Origin of the sequence: Candidatus Pantoea soli (genome assembly GCF_007833795.1) — a bacterium.
GTDB lineage: Bacteria > Pseudomonadota > Gammaproteobacteria > Enterobacterales > Enterobacteriaceae > Pantoea > Pantoea soli.
Genome location: NZ_CP032703.1, coordinates 1 through 22,219 on the forward strand (window position 1 = coordinate 1; position 22,219 = coordinate 22,219).

A 22,219-nucleotide genomic window follows, 5' to 3' on the forward strand; every position below is an offset into this window, starting at 1 on the left:
ATGGCAGACAAAGAGAGTGAAAACAAGGCGTTACTTGAACCTTTTCTGTCGGTGACAAAAAACAGCGGTGAAGTTATTCAGCTTCATCCCAACAAAAATAACACCGTACAACCGGTCGCGCTGATGCGCCTGGGCTTGTTTGTTCCTACCCTGAAATCCACGGCACGTGGAAAATCCGGGGCAATGGCTTCCACGGACGCCACGAAAGAACTTAAAAACCTGTCGCTGGTAAAGGCCGAAGGTTATGAAAAGATTACCATTACCGGCGCGAGGCTGGATATGGATAACGATTTCAAAACCTGGGCGGGTATCATTCAGTCCTTTTCACGTTATCCGTCAAAAGGCGACACGGTGACGCTGCCGTTTATCGACTTCGTCAAAATGTGTGGGATCCCTTCTGCCAACTCCTCTGCGGCGCTGCGTAAGCGTCTGGACGCCTCGCTTCGTCGTATTGCCACCAACACGCTGTCGTTTGAGGGCAACGGCAAAGCCTACCATACGCACCTGGTTCAGTCGGCTTATTACGATCGCGAGAAAGATCTGGTGCGCATTCAGGCCGATCCAAAACTGTTCGAGCTGTATAATTTTGACCATAAGGTGCTGCTGCAGCTGCGGGCCATTTCACGGCTGAAGCGGAAAGAGTCGGCTCAGGCGCTCTATACGTACCTGGAGAGCCTGCCTACCAATCCCGCGCCGATCTCACTGGCAAGGTTGCGTATGCGGCTTAATCTGGGCTCAAAGACCACCACGCAGAACCACGTTGTGCGGCGTGCGATGGAACAGCTGAAAGAGATTGGCTATCTGGATTATTCAGAGGTGAAGCGAGGCCGCTCGGTGTTCTTTATTATTCATAGCCGCACGCCGAAGCTGGATGGCATCAGTAATCTGGAAAGCATCGATTCGCTTGAAGAACTGGATTTTGAAGACTGACGGCAGATTCACTGTAATCAGCAATTCCCCTGTGGCGATGTCACTTTTGCTTAAAAAGTGACATTCTGCTCTCTGCACTTACATTCACTGTAATCAGTATGTCGCTACGCCGTTCACTATACGCAGTACGTTCACTGTAGTCAGTGAATGATATCTTAATATCTCTCAGCCTGTATGCTGCCCTTTTCTTTTTCCCGCATTAATGCATCTTTAGATGATAGTAAGTACTTACAAGGTGGGTTAAACAGAGATGAAATGCTCTGTTTTAACCTGTTTTGCTGACTACAGTGAACGCCTGACCTGCGTTTTCATGCCGGCTCATCAGGACCAGACTGTTGTGGTAAGGCTTATTGATTACAGTGAATGTATCAATTTAATCTATTGATTTTATTATAAATAATTTCTGCGCGTGCAAAGGTTCACTGTAATCAGTGAAGATGCTGTAAATGTAACCAGTAAAAGTGACAGGGCGCAACCCGTGCTGATTACAGTGAATGTTATCCGTGTGTTCTCACTATAGTGAATGTATCAGCAAGCTGGCTGCTGTGCGTATTTGTCAGGCAACCTCTCCCGCTTCACTGATTACAGTGAACGGTTAGGGGTGTCGCTTGTTACCTATCCCCTGCCCTGCTGGGTATAGCAAGATGCGCCCTGATACGCTTGCTGATTACAGTGAACGCTTTGCCTTGACAGCCTGCGGTCACGCGACTACCGATTACAGTGAACTATCTGTCTTACCCATTTCTATAGCGCGATCACTGATTACAGTGAACGCCGCTCGAGGCGTTTACAGTTCTGGCGCTACTTATTACACGCCAGTTGCGCATTGCTTTAATCTGACCTGGTGACCTGGTGACCTGGTGACCTGGTGACCTGGTCACCTGCTGACCTGCTGACCTGCTGACCTGCTGACCTGCTGACCTGCTGACCTGGTGACCTGCTGACCTGCTGACCTGCTGACCTGCTGACCTGCTGACCTGCTGACCTGCTGACCCGCTGACCCGCTGACCCGCTGACCCGCTGACCCGCTGACCCGCTGACCCGCTGACCCGCTGACCCGCTGAACCGCTGACCCGCTGAACCGCTGAACCGCTGAGTCACTAAATCGCTTTTTATGGGGTATTGTCGGTGACAATAGCGCCGATCGCACAGCTTTTACGGGCTGCGTAACGGCTCAGCTTTACTGATTACAGTGAATCTTTGTCCGTGCAGCTTTATTACTGCCGGGCTGATGAGCACTGCTGATGGCGACGCTTCTATCCGGGTATACTTTTGTGCGCCCTTACGATGAGTCAGTGTTACTGATTACAGTGAACGCAGCAGGTAACGGTCGGGAGAGCCTGCTGATTACAGTGAATGTTCAGCATGAACGAACAGCATCTCATTAAAACGCCGAAAGGATCTTACTGATTATAGTGAATGATTGAGCGCTAAATAGGCTCTTACTGATTATAGTGAATATTTGTGTTCCTGCGATGATCCTCTGCCGCCCTTGGTTGCTGATTACAGTGAACGTTTTGGTTACCTCATCCAGCGTCTGCCATCAGCGGTGAATGATTACAGTGAATGTTTTACGCTTAGCGCTAACCCATATGGCAGACAGCGGGACGATCCGTACAGGTCGCGCCGATCACAGTGAATCATTGTGCAAAATGTAGCTGGCTACAGTGTACGTTTGCTGATTACAGTGAATCTTTTCATTCTCAGACGTGCTGACTACAGTGAACGTTGTTGGTGATGCCTCTAGTCACAGCCTGCCACTGGCTTAGCGTCCTTTTGTCTGTCTGGAAACTTACCTGTCGTGACTTTGCTGCGGCATGTTCTCTACTGACTACTATTGTCCCTGTCCCTGTCCCTGTCCCTGTCCCTGTCCCTGTCCCTGCTCCTGCTGCTACTGCTGCTACTGCTACTGCTACTGCTACTGCAGCTGCAGCTGCTGCTCCCGGCGCGGCATCAGTCCTGTTCCTGCCCTGCTCTCTTCTGCCCTCAGGATGTGGTGAGCCAGAACGCCGGACTTTAGATTTTTCCTGCATGGGTTATATCGGGCTCATTCCCGGCGTTTGCTGATTACAGTGAATCTTTCCTCATAAACGCGGCCAGGGCTGCCATCAGCAGCGTGACGACCATCATCCGCTACTGATTACAGTGAACGTTTATCCCTTCTCACTATTGATTAACGCCAGCTCTGTGCGGAAGCATGGCAGAGATATGATAAGTATTTGCCTCGTGTGCAGGATTTCTGTATAAAGTCACAAATCCTACATGTGTGGAGCAAGTATGGCTAATGATGACAAGCAGGTCCTGAAAGTCGCGCAGCGCTCAGAAAAGATGCTAATGAGCCTGACAGAGCAAATTCAGGCACAAAAAGAAGAGTTACAGGAAAATTCCTTTTATCAGGTCTATGCCAAAGCCGCACTGGCAAAACTGCCTAAACTGACGCGGGCCAGCGTGGATTATGCCGTTAACGAAATGGAAGAAAATGGCTATCCTTTCGACAAACGCGCGGCAGGCAGCTCCACCAAGTACGCGATGTCGATTCAAAACATTATCGATATCTATCATCATCGCGGTGTACCTAAATATCGTGATCGTCATCCGGAAGCCTTTACCATTTTTGTTGGCAATCTTAAAGGCGGCGTTTCTAAAACGGTCTCGACTGTTTCTCTGGCGCATGCCCTGCGCGCGCATCCCCATCTGCTGTTTGAAGATTTACGCATACTGGTCATTGACCTCGACCCGCAATCTTCCGCCACCATGTTCCTGAATCATGAGCGTTCTGTCGGACTGGTGGAGGCGACGGCGGCGCAGGCAATGCTGCAGAATGTCAGCCGCGATGAGCTGAAGAATGAGTTTATTGTCCCCTCCATTATCCCCGGCGTGGATGTGCTGCCAGCATCCATTGACGACGCCTTTATCGCCTCCCGCTGGGAAGAGCTGTGCGCCGAGCATCTGCCGCAGCAAAACGTTCATGCTGTCCTGTATGAAAACGTCGTGGCCAAACTGAAAAAAGATTATGACTTCATCTTTATCGACAGCGGCCCGCACCTTGATGCCTTCCTGAAGAATGCCATTGCGGCATCAGATTTGCTGATGACGCCAGTGCCGCCGGCACAGGTGGATTTTCACTCCACGCTGAAATATCTGACGCGTCTGCCGGAGCTGATCGGCATCATTGAGGAGTCCGGCGCAACCTGCCGTCTGCAGGGCAATATTGGCTTTATGTCGAAACTCTCCAATAAAGCTGACCATAAAATGTGCCACAGCCTGGCGAAAGAGATTTTCGGCGGCGATATGCTGGATGCGGCACTGCCGCGTCTGGATGGATTTGAGCGCTGCGGCGAATCCTTCGATACCGTCATTTCTGCTAATCCCTCTACCTATGTTGGCAGCAGCGAGGCATTAAAAAATGCGCGTTCGGCGGCAGAGGATTTTGCCAAAGCCGTATTTGATCGTATTGAATTTATCCGCCTGAACTGAGGTTATTATGAGCGCAAAAAGAATTACCATTGGCCGGACCTTCAGCCAGACACCTCTGCAAAATGAGACCCGCGCTGAAGGTCATACCCAGACCTTTATTCTGACGACGGGCAAACGCGCCCTGTTCACGCTTGAGCACATCGCCGCACGTGAAGTAGAAGAAAAAACTTACGTGGTGATGGAAACCAATGGTCGAGATCAGGCTGGCCTGACGCCAGAGTCGCTGCGCGATATTATTCGCACCATTAAACTCCAGCAATTCTTTCCGGCGATTGGCGTAAAACGCGGCGACCGCATCGAGATTCTGGATGGTTCACGCCGCCGGGCCGCAGCGCTGCACTGTAAAACCGGGCTGGATGTGCTGGTCACGGATGCCGCTATTTCAGCCGAAGAGGCGCGCCGACTGGCGCAGGACATCCAGACCGCGCGCGAACACAATCTGCGTGAGGTGGGAATGCGCCTGATGGCGCTGAAAGACAGCGGGCTGTCGCAAAAGGAGATCGCACAAACGCAGGGGCTTTCGCAGGCAAAAGTCACCCGTGCACTGCAGGCAGCCAGCGTGCCCTCAGAGCTGGTAACCCTGTTCCCGAATCATTCTGAACTGACCTACCCGGACTATAAAACACTGCTGCAGGCCTGTGAAAAGCTGCAGGAGACCGGGCAAAGCGTTGATGCGTTGATTGAAACCATTAGCATGGATGTTGACAGCGTCTGCGCGCGTGAAGGACTGGCTGAAGACGAAGTGAAGAACGGCATTTTACGTCTGGTGCGTAACGGCAGTCAGACGTTAATTCAGTCACCTGCCAAAGATAAAGTTGTCTCCGTCCCATTATGGAACTTTGCGGATAAAGACCGTTTTGCCCGCAAAAAAACGCGTGGCCGGATGTTCAGCTATGAGTTCAATCGTCAGTCCAAAGAGCTACAGGAGGAACTCGACAGAGTGATTTCTGAAACGCTTAATAAATATCTCAATCAGTAAAAACAAACCGCCTCAGGGCGGTTTTTTCATGCCTGATTGCACGCGTTCGCCGTGTCATTTTCAACACTAAGTTGATGATAAAACGGGTATTGCAGTTAAAATTTCAGCCTGAAATCGCCACAATTTCACTCTGACAGTGACTTGCTTAGCTGTGGTTTACAGGGCGCGAATATCCCTGACATCACTGAATGCGAATTCAGCAGCCCGCTATCATAAATCCGGGGTGAGCAGCGGTCACACTGAAATTATAAGGGCTCGCCGCAGTGTTTTCATGCTTAACTTTATGATAAATAATAATTTATCAGGAAAATTTCAGGCTGAAATCGCCAGGCTTTTCACCTGTCGTAGTGCATAAACCTGGCCGCCCGTAAGCGTTAGCCAGACGATATTCAATGATTTATCCACAGAATCCGTGGATAACTTTTAAGAGGGAATAAGCACCGCCTTATCCGCCGGTTGCCACACAGCATCGCGAATGCGCACCGGTCTGCTGAGTATGCCCAGCGCATAAAAGCGGTCAGCGATTGCCTGCTGCGCTCTGATGATATCGATGGTCATTACGCGCGGTTGATGGCTACGGCGCATCAGAGCACGTAATACTGCCTGCGGATCTATCCCCATCTCCTGTGCCAGCAGCTGGGCAGCCTGACGGCGGTGACTGTCTATAAAGATGCCGGTTTCCTGCAGCTGTTCTGCCAGCAACGGCAGAATGTCGCTGTGCTGCCGGATGTAATCACGTCGCGCCAGATAAAACTGGTGGTTATCTACCCGCCCTTCACCGCTCGCGACAATCCGCAGTTCAGGATGATTTTCCGCTGCGCTGAGGAGCGGATCCCACATCATCCACGCATCAACGGACAGGTAATCACTGGCGGTGAGCGGGTATTTTGGCGGTGCGTAAATTATTTTGACCTCATCCGCAGGGATGGCTGCTTCTTCAAGCAACTGGAGTAGTAACCAGTGCACATTTGAACCTTTGTTCACCGCAATACGTTTACCGCGTAAATCGCGCAGGGTTGTGATGCCGCTATCGACTCTGACGACCACGCCGACGCTGGCAGGCGCTGGTGGCTCCCACGCGATATACGTCAGTGCATTGCCGCTAGCCTGAGTAAAGATCGGCGGAACTTCGCCGGTGGTACCGAAATCGATCTCATCATGCTGTAACGCATGCAGCAGTTGCGGGCCGGCAGGGAATTCGCTCCATAGCACGCTGACGCCGTGGCGTGTCAGGCTCTGTTCCAGCGTCTGACGCGCTTTCAGTACGCCGAGGTTGCCAAATTTCTGGTAGCCAATACGTAACTCCCGTTCAGGCTGCGGCAGCGCGGCGCGGCTTCCCCGCCTCGCTCCCTCATGCTTGCGCCGCCCTTTAATGGCCCCGCTGTGCGCCAGCTGCGTACGCAGCGTATGACGGCTGATACCTAATAAGGCGGCCGCCTGCGTCTGGTTATTATCCGTAATCATCAGCGCGCTGCTGATCAGCGAGCGTATGACACGATCAAATATCTGCTGAGGTTGCGCCATCAGTTGCTGATGCAGGAAGGTTTCCAGCGTGGTGTCGGATACTTCTTCCAGAGGCGCAGGGTGCAAATCCGCGAGGCGCAAATGTCCGGCGTTCAGCGTCTCCTCACGACTGAGCAGAACTGCATTGTGCAGCGTATTTTCAAGTTCGCGGATATTGCCAGGCCAGCTGTAGTGATGCAGAGCCGCCAGGGCATCCGCAGAAAGACGCCGCGCCGGACGCGCAAGGCGTCGGGCATATACCGTCAGAAAGTGCTGCGCCAGCAGCGGAATATCTTCACGGCGCTGACGGAGCGGCGGCAGATTGACCACGGCGACATTCAGACGATAAAAAAGGTCTTCACGAAAGCGCTGCAGGCGAATGGCCTGTTTCAAATCAACATGCGTTGCAGCAATCACCCGCACATCCACTTTTATGGCTTTACGCGATCCTACCCGCGTCACTTCCCGCTCCTGTAATACGCGCAGCAGTTTGACCTGCAGTGACAGGCTTAGCTCACCAATCTCATCCAGTAGTAAGGTGCCGCCCTGCGCCGCTTCAAACCAGCCCGGATGCGCATGGGTAGCGCCGGTAAAAGCGCCTTTTTCATGTCCGAACAACTCGGCTTCTGCCAGGTTCTCTGTCAGGGCACCACAGTTGACCGCAAGAAATGGACCATGACGCCGGCCACTGTGCTGGTGAAGATAGCGTGCCACGACCTCTTTGCCCGTGCCGGTTTCGCCAGCGATCAGCACGGTTACATCGGCAGGGGCGAATTTATCCAGCAGGGACTGAAAGGCGCGGGAGGCGGGGTCCACCAGCCGCAGCGTGTCAGGAGAAGCCATATCCGCTGAGGTCATTGTCGTTATCCGGTCGTATTCAATGAGCACAGGCTATCGCTGCACTGCATCGGATAACAGCAGGAAAAAAGCATAAGCAGTTGCAAATGCAGCAAATGCCGTCGCTCACCTGTTGCAGACGCAACAGCGCGAGAGGGGCATTCAGCGCTATCACGCTGATTTACAGCCTGTTCAGCCGCATCCGGTTCTGGCACGGATTTCGCTAACAGCCATATAACTAAAAAATCCGGCTCAACCTGAGCTGTTTGATATTAAGTTATAAAGGAAAGGCATAATGCGCGATGAACTGAACGGACATATTGAGGTGTTCTGGTTTCTGCCTACACACGGTGACGGACGCTATCTGGGCACCACGGCAGGCGGGCGGGCGGTTGATCTGCCTTATCTGCAACAGGTGGCCCTGGCTGCGGATAACGCCGGCTTCAGCGGTGTGCTGATCCCAACCGGAAAAAGCTGTGAAGATGCCTGGCTGGTGGCGGCGGCGCTGGTGCCTTTAACCCGGCGGCTGCGTTATCTGGTTGCAGTACGTCCGGGATTGCAACCGCCAACGCTGGCTGCGCGCATGGCCACCACGCTTGACCGGCTTTCAGCAGGGCGTTTACTGATTAACGTTGTCACCGGGGGCGATCCGGTAGAGAACAAAGGTGACGGCATTTTCCTCGACCATCAGCAGCGTTACGCAGTCACCCGGGAGTTTCTCGATGTTTACCGCCGGCTAATGCGCGGCGAGAAAGTTGACTATCAGGGCGAGCATATTCACGTTGAGGGAGCGGAAGTGTTGTTCCCACCGGTGCAGGAGAACGGCCCGCCGCTCTATTTTGGTGGCTCATCCGATGCGGCGATAGAGGTGGCCGCCGGGCAAGTTGATACCTACCTGACCTGGGGTGAACCACCGGCTCAGGTGGCGGAAAAGCTGGCAGAGGTTCGCGCCCGTGCCGCGGCAAAAGGGCGCGAGCTGGAATACGGCATCCGTTTGCACGTCATCGTGCGGGAAACCGAAGAAGAAGCCCGCGCGGCGGCTGAAAAGCTGATTGCTCATCTGGATGATGACACTATCGCTCAGGCACAGCAGATTTTTGCGCGCATGGATTCCACCGGGCAGGCGCGCATGCGTGCACTGCACAACGGTTCACGACAGGACCTCTATATCGCGCCCAATCTGTGGGCCGGCGTCGGACTGGTTCGCGGGGGCGCTGGCACGGCGCTGGTCGGCAGTGCAGAGCAGGTAGCGGCCCGTATTAGCGAATATCAGGCGCTGGGCATTACCCGGTTTATTCTGTCCGGCTATCCGCATCTGGAGGAGGCGCACCGGGTGGCGGAACTGCTGCTGCCGCTGTTGCCGCTGGCACAGGGGCAGCCGCCGCGTGCCCACACCCTGAATACCGGGCCATTCGGTGAAACCATTGGCGGGGATATGCGACCTTCGCGCCCTGCACGCGCCAGCTGAAGAGGAGATGACGATGACAGCAGCACGAATACTGATTGCCGGCGGCGGCTTTAGCGGCACCGCGGTGGCGATTGAACTCGCGCGTATGTCGTCTGTGCCGTTAGAGATTACGGTAGTTGAACCGCGCGAGATGCCGGGCGGCGGTGTCGCTTACTCCACTGCAGAACCGTCGCATCGCATTAATGTGTCCGCTGACCGCATGCAGTTATCCGGCGACGAACCGGGCGCGTTTGATCGCTGGTACCGGCAGCAACCTGAAAGCGTACTGGACCCGGCAGCACACTGTGCCGATGGCAGTGTTTATCCACAGCGCGGGCAGTTCGGCCGCTATCTGGCACAGCAGTTTGCGGCGGCCAGTCGCTTCCCACAGGTAAAACTGCAGCACCGGCGCGCCCGGGCGCTGAGCTGGGAGGGGCAGCAGCTGTTGCTGAGTGATGGCGACGTGCTGCGCGGAGACGTTCTGGTGCTGGCCATCAGCCATCCGCCGCCGTCACTGCCCGCGTTGCTGCAGCCGTTCTCCGGCCATCCGGCGTTAATCGCTAACCCGTGGCAGCCAGGGGTACTGGATACGCTGGACCCGCAGGCGCGGGTCGGCATTATCGGTACCGGGCTGAGCATGGCAGACGTGGTGGCCGCACTGGAAAGGCGTCAGCATCGCGGTCCGCTGCTGGCATTTTCCCGCCGTGGCCAGCGCTCCCGCGCCAATCTGAGCGGTGAATGGCCGGCGTGGACGCTGGCACCGTGCCCCGCGGCCCGCGCCCGTGCCTGGCTCAGGCATACGCGCGCTGAGATTGCCCGCGCGGCTGCGCAGGGCATTCCATGGCAACGGGTGCTGGACGCCGTGCGGGCGCAGGGTCAGCAAATCTGGCAGGCGCTGCCCCTGGCCGAACAGCAACGCTTTGCGCGCCATCTGCGCAGCTGGTGGGATGTGCATCGTTATCGCGTTGCGCCACAGGTTGCCTCTGCGATCGCGCATCGCCTGGCGCAGGGTACACTGCAGGTGCTGGCTGCGCGCATGACAGACATCACGTCCTGCGGTGATCAGCTGGCGCTGACGCTGCGGCTGCGATCGGGTGCGGTACAAACGCAGCTGCTGGACCATATGGTGGTTACCTCCGGGCCGGCGCATGACACGCTGCTGACCCGGGAGCCGCTGCTGTCATCGCTGGCTCAGCAGGGGCTGATCCAGGGTGATGCACTCGGCTTCGGTATTGCGGTCGATGCACAGTCACGCGCGCTCAATCATCAGGGCCAGGCCAGCGGTCACCTGCTGGTGGCGGGACCGGCGGCGCGCGGGCGTTTTGGCGAACTCATGGGTTTACCTCAGGTGGCCGATCACGCTGCTGCCGTCGCACGACAAATTCTGCATACGCTCAATGCCGCCTATGACGGGCGATGTCGCCGTTAATTTCGTTATCTCCCACTTTCTGAAATCACACTGACGAACGCCCGGTCACACGCTGACTGCGGCTTCGCTATGGAGTCTGCTATGCCATCGCAACGTGAAATACGCCTGAATGCATTTGATATGAATTGTGTCGGACACCAGTCGCCGGGTTTGTGGGCGCACCCGCGTGACCGATCCTGGCAGTACAAGGATCTCGATTACTGGGTCGACTTAGCCCGGCTGCTGGAACGGGGTAAGTTTGACGGACTGTTTATTGCCGATGTGCTCGGCATTTATGACGTGTTCAACGGCAATGGCGATGCCGCCCTGCGTCAGGCCACACAGGTGCCGGTAAACGATCCGCTGGCTTTAATTACGCCCATGGCGCTGGTGACAGAACATTTAGGATTCGGGCTGACGGCTTCCCTCTCTTTTGAGCATCCGTATCCCTTTGCACGCCGCCTCTCCACGCTCGATCATCTGACCAAAGGGCGGATCGGCTGGAACATTGTGACCTCCTACCTTGAGAGTGGCGCGCGCAACATCGGGCAGCAAACGCAGACCGATCACGACAGCCGCTACGACTATGCCGACGAATATCTGCAGGTGATCTATAAGCTGCTGGAAGGCAGCTGGGAGCAGGATGCCGTGCTGCGCGATCGCGCGCGTCGCATCTTCAGCGACCCGACAAAAATTCATCCTGTTAATCACCAGGGAACCTTCTTTAACGTTCCCGGAATCCATCTGTGTGAACCTTCACCGCAGCGGACGCCGGTGCTGTATCAGGCCGGCGCCTCCAGCCGGGGTAAACAGTTTGCCGCCGAACATGCCGAGTGCGTGTTTGTCGCGGCACCGTCAAAAGTCCTGCTGAAGCGCGTGGTGGCAGACATTCGCCAGCGGGCGGAAGCCGCCGGACGCGATCCGCGCAGCATCCTGATTTTTAATCTGCAAACGGTGATTGTCGACGCGACCGATAACGCCGCTCAGGCCAAATGGCGGGAGTATAAAAACTGGGTCAGCTATGAAGGCGCGCTGGCGCTGGTCTCTGGCTGGACCGGTATTGATTTTGGCCAGTATCAGCCGGAGCAGGTGCTGAAGTATCTGCACACCAATGCCATCCAGTCAGCGGTGGAAACCTTTTCAACCGCTGATCCTGAGCGGCAGTGGACAGTGCAGGCGCTGGCGGAGTGGGTGGGCATCGGCGGCTTTGGACCGCTGCTGGTGGGCAGTGCGCAAACCGTCGCAGATGAGCTGCAAAGCTGGGTAGAAGAGACCGATGTCGACGGCTTTAATCTTGCCTATGCCCTGACGCATGAAACCTTTGAAGATGTGGTGACGCATCTGATTCCGGAACTGCAAAAGCGCGGCGTCTATAAACAGGATTATGCGGCCGGTACGCTGCGGGAAAAACTGTTTGGCGGCGGCGCGCAGCTGCAGGCACCGCATCCCGGCGCAGGCTATCGTATCCGCAGCAGCCGTCACGCGGCGGCCACCACGCCGCGCTAAATCAGGCGGCACCGCAGCGTGCCGTGATGGGAAAGTGACTTAACCCGGACGCGCTGCGCGTGTCCGGGTATTGCTGCTGCAATGAATCATGTTATTGATTTATAGCAATTTTATAGCAGTATTTGTTGCTTTGGCCCGCTGCCTTTCCCGCTTATAACCTCCTCACCTGCACAACAAAACAACAACGTGAGGCGTTATGAGTGCTCTTCCTTTAGAAAACACCCTGCCGGTCTCGGAACCGGTGCGCTCGGTCGGTGATGTGGCAAGGCTGATCAACACCCGCAGCAGCAGAAACAATCATGCCCGTATGATTGTGTTGCTTGCGCTGGGCGGCGTATTTCTTGATGCATATGACCTGACAACCCTGTCCTGGGGCATTGACGATGTGGTGCGTGAATTCCAGCTTACGCCGTTTATTACCGGGCTGGTAACGTCGTCAATCATGGTGGGGACCATTGTCGGCAACCTGATCGGCGGCTGGCTTACGGATAAATATGGCCGCTACTCGGTCTTTATGGCCGACATGCTGTTCTTTGTGGTTTCGGCCATCGCTGCGGGCCTGGCACCCAATGTCTGGGTATTGATTGGCGCACGTTTTTTGATGGGAATCGGCGTGGGGATCGATTTACCGGTTGCCATGTCTTATCTGGCAGAATTTTCCCGGTTTGCCGGCAAAGGTAACAAAGCCGCGCGGCTGGCGGCGTGGTGCCCGATGTGGTACGCCGCCTCCACGCTCTGCTTCCTGCTGATCTTTGCGCTTTACTTCCTGTTACCTGCAACGCACACCGACTGGCTGTGGCGCGCGTCACTGCTGTTCGGGGCAGTGCCTGCGCTGCTGATCATCGCCGTGCGCAGTAAGTTTATGAACGAATCTCCGCTCTGGGCCGCCAATCAGGGCGATCTCGCTTCCGCGGTGCGGATTCTGCGCGACTCATATGGCATCCATGCGCACGAAGCACCGCCTGACGCCTCTGCCACCGCTGCACCCGCCGTCAGCTTTCGCGTCCTGTTCCGGAAACCGTGGCGCGAACGTACGCTGGTGGCTGGCGTAATGAATGTCTGCATCTCTTTTGAATACACCGCCATCGCCTTTTTTCTGCCCTCTATTCTGGCGCAGTTCCTCGGTGCCGGCGTATTTGAAACCATCGCGGCCTCGCTTGGTCTGAATGCGCTGTTTGCCTTTACCGGCGGGTTATTAGGCATGCGGCTGGCGTGGAAATATCCTTCGCGTCACGTGGCGATTGCCGGTTTTGCGCTGCAGTTCTTTGCGCTGATTGCGCTGGCCCTGACGGGGCATCCGCAGGCGCTGGCAGGCATTGTGTTTGCCGTGCTGATGCTGGGTCTGTGGTTATTCGCTGAAGGATTCGGACCCGGCGCGCAGCTGATGGTGTATCCGGCGCTCTCTTATCCCACTTCCATTCGCGCCACCGGCGTGGGCTTCAGTCGCGCACTTTCCGGCATCGGCAGCGCGCTGGCGTTGTTCATCCTGCCGATGCTTCAGGCCGCGCTGGGAACCAACATGTTCTGGGTAGTGTCACTGGCTGCCCTGATTCCCATTTTCTTTCTGCTGGCGGTGCGCCATGAACCGACGCGCCACGACATTGACGATCAGGAGTAACCGATGACTCTATTTTCCACGGGTACAGATTATGAGGCGCTGGCGGCGCATTTCCGCCCGCTGTTCGCACGTATCGCCGCGGGTGCAGCGGAACGGGAACACACGCGCACGCTGCTCCATGACGCGATTCAGATGCTGAAAGCGGCAGGGCTGGGCACCGTACGCCTTCCTCGGGAAAAAGGCGGCTGGGGGGCTTCACTGCCGCAGCTGTTTCAGCTGCTGACAGAACTGGCGGAAGCGGATGCCAATTTGCCGCAGGCGCTGCGCGCGCACTTTGCCTTTGTAGAGGACCGGCTGAACCAGCCGGATTCGCCGCAGCGCGACCGCTGGTTCCGCCGCTTTCTGGATGGCGAGCTGGTTGGCAGCGGCTGGACCGAGACCGGCAGTGTGAGAATTGGCGATGTGCTGACCCGCGTGACGCCCGGAGAGCAGGGCTGGACGTTGCAGGGTGAGAAGTTTTACAGCACCGGTGCGCTTTACGCTGACTGGATCGACGTGTTCGCCCGACGCAGTGATAACCAGCGCGATGTGATTGTTCTGGTCAGCACGCATCAGCCGGCAGTCACGCGGGAAGATGACTGGGATGGGTTCGGACAGCGTCTTACTGGCAGCGGCACCACGCGCTTTGCTGACGCGCAGGTGGAACCGGATCACGTCTACGATTTCACCACCCGCTTCCGTTATCAGACGGCCTTCTATCAGCATGTGCTGTTGGCAACGCTGGCAGGTATCGGCCGGGCAATCGCCCGGGACGGTGCGGCAGGCGTGGCTGCCCGCGAGCGCATCTACAGCCACAGTAATGCGGGAGCTTCCCGGCAGGATGCGCAGGTATTGCAGGTCATTGGCGAGATCACCAGCCACGCCTTTGCGGTGGAAGCCACGGTGTTGCGTGCCACCCATTCACTGCAGTCAGCTTATGAAGCCCATCTCAGTGACGATGACGGTGCGCTACAGGCTATCAACGACCGGGCCGAAGCGGAGGCGGGCCAGGCACAGGTGATCGCCAGCGAGCTGGTGCCGCGCGCGGCCACCGCACTGTTTAATGCGCTGGGTGCATCAGATACCCGCGCAGGCAAAGCGCTGGACCGCCACTGGCGTAATGCGCGCACCGTGGCTTCACACAATCCGGTGATCTATAAAGCGCGGGATATTGGAGACTGGAAAGTAAATGGCAAATCACCCACCGGTATCTGGCAAATTGGCAGGGGAGGGGCCGACCGCTGAGAGCAGAAGAGGGTGGCGCGGAACACCGCGCCACGCCAGGGAATTACGGTTTATCCTGCGACCAGGTTGCGCTGCGCACGTCAACCTTGATCGGCAGTAAACCCACGCGCGTGAAGGTGTCTGCCAGCGTTTGCTGTGCGTCAAATACCGGTGGACTCATACGTGAGGCCCCATACGGCAGCCGCTGCAGCGTGGTACGCCAGACGGTCGTCGGCAGGCCGGTGGACTTCGCCAGGATGGCGGCCGCCTCATCCTGGTGCTGATTCGCCCAGTCGCTCAGTTTGCTGAGCTCGTTCACTACCTGCTTCGCGGTTTCCGGATGTTTTTCTGCAAACGGGCGGCTGGCCAGGTAGAAGGTGTAATGCGGAACCAGCCCTTCTGCATTGCGCAGTTCACGCGCCTGTGTCGTGGCTTCCACCTCTGCAAGATACGGGTCCCAGATAACCCAGGCATCAATGGCGCCTTTCTGGAAAGCCGCACGCGCATCGGCGGGCGGCAGATAGACCGGCGTAATCGCTTTATAATCCAGGCCAGCCTCTTCCAGCGCTTTCACCAGCAGATAGTTGACATCGGAGCCTTTATTAAGCCCGATTCGTTTGCCTTTCAAATCCGCTACGCGCTTAACTGGCGAGTCTTTGGGCACCACAATGGCTTCGGTTTTTGGATTGCCCGGGGAGTGGCCGAGATAAATCAGATCGGCCTGAGCGGCCTGCGCAAACACCGGCGGGGCATCGCCGGTCGCTGCCAGATCGATACTGCCAACGTTCAGCCCCTCCAGCATCTGCGGACCGGCCGGGAACTCCACCCAGCGTACGGTAATCCCGTCTTTTTTGAGTGTTTCATCCAGCGTGCCGCGATACTTTAACAGGGCAAAAATGTTGGCTTTCTGATAGCCGACCGTCACCGTCTCCGGGTTTGCCGCCAGTGCCGGTACAGCGAGCAGGCCAAGGCTGAGGGCCAGCGCGCTCAGGGAATAACGTGTCATATGCATAGTGCGTCTCAGGTGGTTTTTTTGCCACCTTATCAACATGTTCATATAACCAATAAATAATAAATTTAAAATGTATATAACTTAATGATATGTTATCGCGATCATTCACTATAGTGAGCGAGTTACATAGAGAGGCAAATGATTAGCACGGTAATAATTTGTATAACAAATCAAAAGGCCTTCCCGGCGGGCTTCTGTCAGGATAAGCCCTTATCCTGCCTGCCATAGGTTTCCCGTGTTTTATGAAATGGTTTTCTCAACGTGCCGTACTGTTTTCTGCCAAAACCTGCCTTGCGGCGTTTCTGGCCTTTTACATTGCGCTGGCGCTTAATCTGGATAAACCGGCCTGGTCACTGACTACAGTGTACGTTGCCTCACAGCTCTATTCGGCTTCCACGCTCTCGAAATCGGTGTTCCGCTTTTTTGGCACGGTGCTGGGAGGCTTGTTTACGTTGCTGGTTTATCCGGCAACGGTGCAATCACCCATGCTGTTCAGCCTCTGTATTTCATTGTGGGTGGCGCTGTGCCTTTATCTTTCCCTGCACGATCGAACGCCAAAGAGTTATGTTTTCATGCTGGCCGGCTACAGCGCGGCGATCATGGGCTTTCCCGATGTTGCCACGCCATCGGCCATCACCTATACGGTGATTTCCCGTATCGAAGAAATTACCGTCGCGATCCTCTGCAGCAGCCTGGTGCACTGCCTGATTCTGCCGGTTTCCATGCGCCATATGCTCGGTCAGAGCATTGACGTGTGGTACCAGAATGCGCGAAAGCTGTGCGGGGAACTGATCACGGCGATGCCTGCGGAAAAATCGGTTGAGCGGGAAGATATTCTGGTGCAGATGGCAAATTATCCGCTTAACGTCGAGACGCTGATTACACACTGCGTGTATGAAGGCGATGCGGCGCGTCGACTGGTGCGGCTGGTGAGCGTTCAGTATCAGCATCTGTCTTATCTGATTCCGACACTGACCGCTATTGAGTCACGGCTGACCTGGCTGGCACAGCAGCAGATTCGCTTTCCTGATTATGTGGCAGACGCGTTCCGGCAGTTTCTGCTGTGGCTGAATGGTGATACGACGCTGCCGGTACGTGCGGTACTGAGCGCGGCACAGCAGGAATTGCAGCAGGCGTGGCGTGCGCAACGGCTGAGCAGCGAAGACGCGCTGCTGCTGGTGGGTTTGCTGGAACGTTTGCTGAACTTTGTCCGTATTGCCGACGCCTGTGAGAGCGTGAGCGAGCGCGTCAGTGAATGGACGCCTGCGGTCAGGCCCGGCAAAATGGCCCGCGCGCATAAACATGTGGATAAAGGTCTGCTGCTGCTCTCCTGCTTCACTGCCTTCCTGGCGACTTTTGCCACCTGTTTGTTCTGGATCGGCAGCGGCTGGCAGGCGGGTGCCACCGCACCCATGATGGCGGCCGTGCTGTGTTCATTTTTTGCCGGACTGGACAGCCCGGTTGCACCGATGACGCTTTTTCTCAAAGGCGTACTGATTTCAATGGGCATCAGCCTGGTCTATGTGACGCTGTTGATACCGCAGTCAGTGACCTTTGAGGCGCTGGTCATCTGTCTGGCGCCAGGCCTGTTTGCACTGGGACTGGTGATTGCCAATCCTGCCACTAACCTGATCGGCCTGATTGTGGCCACGCAGATTCCGGGACTGATTGGTATGAGTCATCATTTCCGGCCCGATTTGCTGCTTATAGTGAACGCCATGCTTGCCACGCTGGTAGGGATTGTCGGGGCGCTGGTGCTGACCCTGCTGATTCGGAACAAGCGGCCAGCATGGACCGCCCGGCGTGCGCTGCGTAAAGGTATACGCGACCTGCTGCAGTTTATTGCGGCGATTCGCATGAACACGGTGACCCTGACCGCCCGTCAGCAGTTTGTTGCCCGCACGCTGGATCGCGTAAACATCATCCTGCCGCGTAAGCGCATCGATCCTGCGCCCGATCTGGTCTCCGGCGGCAACCTGATTGCGGAAGCCTGGCTGGGCGCCAACTGCTATGACTATTACACGCGCCATCGGACGCTGTTACTGGCGCATCAGATAGAAAGCGCCGCGCTGTTTCATGCGCTGAGTCAGTTTCTGAAGTGCCGGCTGAAAACGCTGGACGCGACGCCGTCAGCGCCTCTGCTGGCAGAGTGTGATCGGCTGCTGCTGGCGCTGGAGGCCACAGCACGGCGGGATGAAGCGCTGTTCACGCCGCTGCTGCATTTGTTTAACATCCGGCTGGCGCTTTTTCCCTGGTGTCGCTGGCCTGATCAGCCGCCAGGGCAGGGCAGCACAAAGTGTGATAGAGATCGCACTTTGTGTTAGGTCGTTAATAATCACAATGGTTATTATAACGGCCATACAGAGCACATCGCTCTGACCCACATACGCAAGGAATATGACCATGAAAACCATTAAAACCCTGACGCTGGCTGCTGTTGCTGCACTCTCTGTTGCTTCTTTTGGTAGCTTCGCTGCGGAAAGCATCTCTGTTCACGGCAGCACCCTGGATAGCGCAGAAGCACAGGTTGCGGCACAGGCGAAAGCCGCAGGCGCAGACAGCTATAAAATCACCAGCGCCCGTGCGGACAACGGCGTCGATATGACGGCTGAACTCTATAAATAAATATGCTTTTCTCCGTTAAAGTGCTTAGCCCGGTTGATACCGGGCTTTTTTTTGCCCGCGATTTATCGCTGTAACGTCAGGTGGCTTACCCGGCGGTTAACAAACAACACAATAATAGCTAGCAGACTAATTGTTATCTGTGTTACTATCTGTTTATTGAAGGCGTCTCGCCAGACCCAAATGGTCGTACAGGGATGTGCCAGAACTGGCTGCCATAACCGGCAGCCTTTTTTGTGGGCGCTTTTTCGTCAGAATGCTGTTTCCAGTGAATCTGTGACGCAATAGGCCTCATCCACCAGCGGCAGATAACGCCATTTATCGAAGGCTGTGCAGGGATGGGATATGCCGCAGCCCACCCAGTCTCCCGGCGCTAAGGCGTCCTCCGGCGGCACCTGCAAATAGGCGTGCTGATCGTTGACGTCTGTAATGCGCAGATGGCGGCCATCACGCGGTGCGCTACCGTCTGCCTGCCGGATCCACAGCGGCTGCGGCAGATCCTGATCGAACGGAACGTCGCGGCGACCAAAATCCACAAAAGCGAGGCCCGCTTCCGGACGTGAAAGCACCCGCCCCCAAATCTCCAGCGCCGGAACAAAATGGTGTTGCGCGCCGGGCTGTGCAAAAGGAGCGATGCGCGCATAGAGACCGTGATCGTGCGCCATGTACGCGCCGGAACGAATCAGCGGGGTAACGGGCAGCGGCAGCTGTGCTGCGGAGAAGCATGCCGCGACCACATCAAACCACGCGCCGCCGCCGGCGCTGAGAATGATTTCCGCGCTTCTGAACAGCTGCTTTTCTGCCAGCATCGCCGCAGTGTCGATCATCATCTGGCAATAAGCCTGTACGCGCTGCACGCCCGCCGCATCACGGGCGGCACCCAGTGCGCCTTCATAGCCCGCGACGCCAGCCAGCTGCAGCGCCGGACTGGCGTGAATCGCCTCGGCTATCTGCAATGCAGACTCGGCTGAACGGCATCCGGTACGGCCGCCGCTGACTGACATTTCCAGCAGCACGGCGATCCGTGCTCCGCCGAGATGCTGCTGCAGCAGTTTTACTCCCTGCAGTGAATCGACATAACAGAGAAAAGCGTGGTCGGGATGCTGCTGCTGCCACGCGCCAATCCAGCGAATGCCGGCCGGATCGACCAGCTGATTTGCCAGAAACACATTGCGAATCCCCGCCTGGCGCAGCGCCCGCACCTGTGCCGGGGTGGCCGCGCACAGGCCCCAGGCACCGCCTTCACTGACAGCGCGGCGCAGAATAGCCGGTGCCATTGAGGTTTTGGCATGTGCGGCCAGGATTACGCCACGTTCCCGACAGAACGCGGCCAGTTCGCGCAGGTTATGCTCCAGCGCGGATTGTTTCATGATCATCATTGGCGAAAACACCGCGTCGCTGCTGAACACGCAGGTGCCCGTGGGCAGCGGCGTGTCGCCCGATCCGGCGACGGATTTAAAGCGTGGCGCTGGCCGGAGCGTATCCAGCTGGCCATCGGGCTGCAGGGGAAAATGAATCGACATCGCCGCTCCTTAATGTTCCAGAACCCGTGACAAAAACTGCTGCGTGCGCGGATTTTGCGGGTGAACAAAGATCTGTTCCGGCGTGCCCTGTTCCGCAATCACACCCTGATCCATAAATACCACGCGATCGGCCGTTTTACGCGCAAACCCCATTTCATGCGTCACCACCACCATCGTCATCCCCTCCCGGGCCAGGCTGCGCATCACTTCCATGACTTCGCCAACCAGCTCCGGATCCAGCGCGGAGGTGGCCTCGTCGAAGAACATGATGCGCGGTTCAACGGCCAGAGCCCGGGCGATAGCCACTCGCTGCTGCTGCCCGCCAGACAATTGCGCCGGATAGTGATGCGCGCGATCGGCCAGCCCCACGCGGGTCAGCGCGGCCATGCCGCGGCGGTTGGCTTCGGCTTCCGGCAGTTTTTGTGCTTTGATCAGCGCCAGCGTGACATTGCCCAGCGCCGTTTTGTGCGGAAACAGGTTGAACTGCTGGAACACCATGCCAACGTGACCGCAGATTTCAGCACTGCGCCGGCGATCGTGCAGCGGCACGTCATTAACCCAAATCTCACCGCCGTCAGCGGTTTCCAGTCCGCTCATGATGCGCAGCACGGTACTCTTACCGGAGCCCGACGCGCCAATCAGGACCAGTACTTCACCCGGTGAGACCTCCAGGCTGATCTCTTTCAGCACCTGTGTGGCACCAAAGGATTTTGTAATCCGGCTCAGCGTAATAGCGGATTGGCTCATGATATCTGGCTCCTGGTGTGATGATGTTGAACCCAACGGGAAAGAGGAAAACAGATGGCAAAGTACAGCGCAGCAACCAGCGCATAAATCACCACCGGCTGGCCAATGCGATCCACGATCGCCTGGCCCTGATGCATCAGTTCGGACATACCGATCATGCTGACAATCGACGTATCTTTAATCAGTGACAAATATTGCCCTGCCAGCGGTGGCAGGACGATGCCGCGCGTCTGCGGCAATATTACGTTCAGGAAGGTCTGACGCTTTGACAGCCCCAGAATCCAGGAGACTTCCCACTGACCTTTTGGCACGGACTCAATGCCAGCGCGGAACACTTCAGCGATATACGCGCCCTGGTAGATGCTCAGTCCAAGAATGCCCGCCGCGAACAGATTGATCTCATAACCAAAGTAAGCCACGCCAAAATAGATAAACATCAGCGTGATCAGCACCGGCGTGCCACGGAACAATTCGGTGTAGAGCACGGCGATCGGTTTTAACACCGGCAGCCGGCTGGTGCGCAGTATCGCAGCCAGCAAACCCAGCAGCGTGCTGCCGGCGATTGCGGCTACCGAGAGCAGCAGCGTCACACCCAGCCCTTTCAGCAGGATGGGCAGTGCGCTGACAATCAGATCATTCATCATGCATTCTCCCGTTTCGCAGCATTAATCAGCCATTTTCCGGCCCAGCCCCAGGCGGACTTTTTTACGGGCGTCACCAGCGGCGGATGGAACATCCGACGTCCTGCCACGTTACCCAGCCAGGAGAACAGATTGCTCAGCAGCAGATACACCAGCGCCACGATGCTTAAGGTCTGGATATAGAGCAGCGTACGCGCGTTAATTATCGTTGCTGTGCCGGTCAGTTCTGGCAGCGCAATCGCAGAGAGCAGGGAGGTGCCCAGCAGCAGCTGAATCAGGTTATTGATGATGGCGGGCCACACCGCGCGGGCCGCCTGCGGCAGCACGACGTTGAAAAAAATCTGGCTCCGCGGCATCCCCAGAATCCAGGCGGCTTCCAGCTGGCCTTTGGGCACCGACTGAATGCCGGCGCGAAAGGTTTCCGACAGATAGGCCCCTACGTTGATCCCCAGCGCCAGAATGCCGGCCGTAAAGGCACTCATGGTGATACCGAGTGAGGGCAGTCCAAAGAAGATGATGAAAATCTGCAACAGCACCGGAGTATTGCGGATAAATTCCACATACCCGTGACTGATCCAGCGTAGCGGCGCCAGCGGAGAGGCTTTGGCCAGCGCGGAGAGCAGACCCAGCGCGACGGCCAGCACAAACGCCAGCAGCGTCACCTGCAGCGTCAGCCACGCGGCATCAAGAAAGGTTCCGGCATAGCGCCACAGGGTGAGCCATTGGTAATTCATGGTGTGACTCCTTCAGGCGGCGCAGGGCAGAG

General features: G+C 56.7%; 16 protein-coding genes. 10 read left to right on the forward strand and 6 right to left on the reverse strand.

The annotated features are described in order from the left end of the window. From D8B20_RS17445 to D8B20_RS17460, 3 genes are all read left to right on the forward strand, one after another. Entirely contained in the window at window positions 1–930 is a 930-nt protein-coding gene (locus tag D8B20_RS17445; protein ID WP_145890654.1) for a RepB family plasmid replication initiator protein, read from the forward strand. Window positions 931–3,207: 2,277 nt separating this feature from the next. Further along, complete coding sequence (locus D8B20_RS17455) at window positions 3,208–4,407, forward strand: AAA family ATPase (protein WP_145890658.1); 1,200 nt, start codon at window positions 3,208–3,210, stop codon at window positions 4,405–4,407. Window positions 4,408–4,414: 7 nt separating this feature from the next. Then, on the forward strand, window positions 4,415–5,386 hold the full coding sequence (locus D8B20_RS17460; protein ID WP_145890660.1) for a ParB family protein: 972 nt from the start codon (window positions 4,415–4,417) through the stop codon (window positions 5,384–5,386). A 423-nt stretch (window positions 5,387–5,809) separates the two neighbouring features. Here D8B20_RS17460 and D8B20_RS17465 read toward each other — a convergent pair whose 3' ends face one another. Next, window positions 5,810–7,747, reverse strand: a complete 1,938-nt coding sequence (locus D8B20_RS17465; RefSeq protein ID WP_370664135.1) for an aliphatic sulfonate ABC transporter substrate-binding protein — start codon at window positions 7,745–7,747, stop codon at window positions 5,810–5,812. Between the two features lie 274 nt (window positions 7,748–8,021). Here D8B20_RS17465 and ssuD point away from each other — a divergent pair, with 274 nt between their 5' ends. The 5 genes from ssuD (at window position 8,022) to D8B20_RS17490 (ending at window position 14,929) form a co-directional block, all read left to right on the forward strand. Further along, on the forward strand, window positions 8,022–9,194 hold the full coding sequence (gene ssuD, locus D8B20_RS17470; RefSeq protein WP_145890662.1) for an FMNH2-dependent alkanesulfonate monooxygenase: 1,173 nt from the start codon (window positions 8,022–8,024) through the stop codon (window positions 9,192–9,194). 13 nt (window positions 9,195–9,207) lie between these two features. Next, a complete protein-coding gene (locus D8B20_RS17475; protein ID WP_145890664.1) occupies window positions 9,208–10,602 on the forward strand; it encodes an FAD/NAD(P)-binding protein in 1,395 nt (464 codons plus the stop codon). Window positions 10,603–10,683: 81 nt separating this feature from the next. Then, window positions 10,684–12,087, forward strand: coding sequence for an LLM class flavin-dependent oxidoreductase (locus D8B20_RS17480; protein ID WP_145890667.1), 1,404 nt, complete (start codon window positions 10,684–10,686; stop codon window positions 12,085–12,087). A 196-nt stretch (window positions 12,088–12,283) separates the two neighbouring features. Continuing rightward, on the forward strand, window positions 12,284–13,705 hold the full coding sequence (locus D8B20_RS17485; RefSeq protein WP_145890669.1) for an MFS transporter: 1,422 nt from the start codon (window positions 12,284–12,286) through the stop codon (window positions 13,703–13,705). A 3-nt stretch (window positions 13,706–13,708) separates the two neighbouring features. Then, window positions 13,709–14,929 carry an acyl-CoA dehydrogenase family protein gene (locus D8B20_RS17490; protein WP_145890671.1) on the forward strand — a complete coding sequence of 407 codons (1,221 nt, stop codon included), beginning with the start codon at window positions 13,709–13,711 and terminating at the stop codon, window positions 14,927–14,929. 43 nt (window positions 14,930–14,972) lie between these two features. Here D8B20_RS17490 and D8B20_RS17495 read toward each other — a convergent pair whose 3' ends face one another. Then, complete coding sequence (locus D8B20_RS17495; RefSeq protein WP_145891603.1) at window positions 14,973–15,914, reverse strand: sulfonate ABC transporter substrate-binding protein; 942 nt, start codon at window positions 15,912–15,914, stop codon at window positions 14,973–14,975. A 248-nt stretch (window positions 15,915–16,162) separates the two neighbouring features. On the opposite strand from D8B20_RS17495, the gene D8B20_RS17500 reads away from it, so the two are divergent. Together D8B20_RS17500 and D8B20_RS17505 are read left to right on the forward strand one after the other, a co-directional pair. Further along, window positions 16,163–18,244 (forward strand): FUSC family protein, encoded by a 2,082-nt coding sequence (locus D8B20_RS17500; protein WP_145890673.1) that lies wholly within the window; start codon window positions 16,163–16,165, stop codon window positions 18,242–18,244. A 79-nt stretch (window positions 18,245–18,323) separates the two neighbouring features. Continuing rightward, window positions 18,324–18,545, forward strand: coding sequence for a YdgH/BhsA/McbA-like domain containing protein (locus D8B20_RS17505; protein WP_145890675.1), 222 nt, complete (start codon window positions 18,324–18,326; stop codon window positions 18,543–18,545). A gap of 248 nt (window positions 18,546–18,793) precedes the next feature. Here D8B20_RS17505 and D8B20_RS17510 read toward each other — a convergent pair whose 3' ends face one another. From D8B20_RS17510 to D8B20_RS17525, 4 genes are read right to left on the reverse strand one after another with little or no spacing between them, the layout of a single operon-like run. Next, entirely contained in the window at window positions 18,794–20,065 is a 1,272-nt protein-coding gene (locus D8B20_RS17510) for an alanine racemase (protein ID WP_145890677.1), read from the reverse strand. 9 nt (window positions 20,066–20,074) lie between these two features. Continuing rightward, window positions 20,075–20,812 (reverse strand): amino acid ABC transporter ATP-binding protein, encoded by a 738-nt coding sequence (locus tag D8B20_RS17515; RefSeq protein WP_145890679.1) that lies wholly within the window; start codon window positions 20,810–20,812, stop codon window positions 20,075–20,077. Next, window positions 20,809–21,453 (reverse strand): amino acid ABC transporter permease, encoded by a 645-nt coding sequence (locus D8B20_RS17520; protein WP_145891605.1) that lies wholly within the window; start codon window positions 21,451–21,453, stop codon window positions 20,809–20,811. The genes D8B20_RS17515 and D8B20_RS17520 overlap by 4 nt, the downstream gene beginning before the upstream one ends. Further along, window positions 21,453–22,187, reverse strand: a complete 735-nt coding sequence (locus D8B20_RS17525; protein ID WP_145890681.1) for an amino acid ABC transporter permease — start codon at window positions 22,185–22,187, stop codon at window positions 21,453–21,455. The genes D8B20_RS17520 and D8B20_RS17525 overlap by 1 nt, the downstream gene beginning before the upstream one ends. Window positions 22,188–22,219 lie beyond the last annotated feature (32 nt).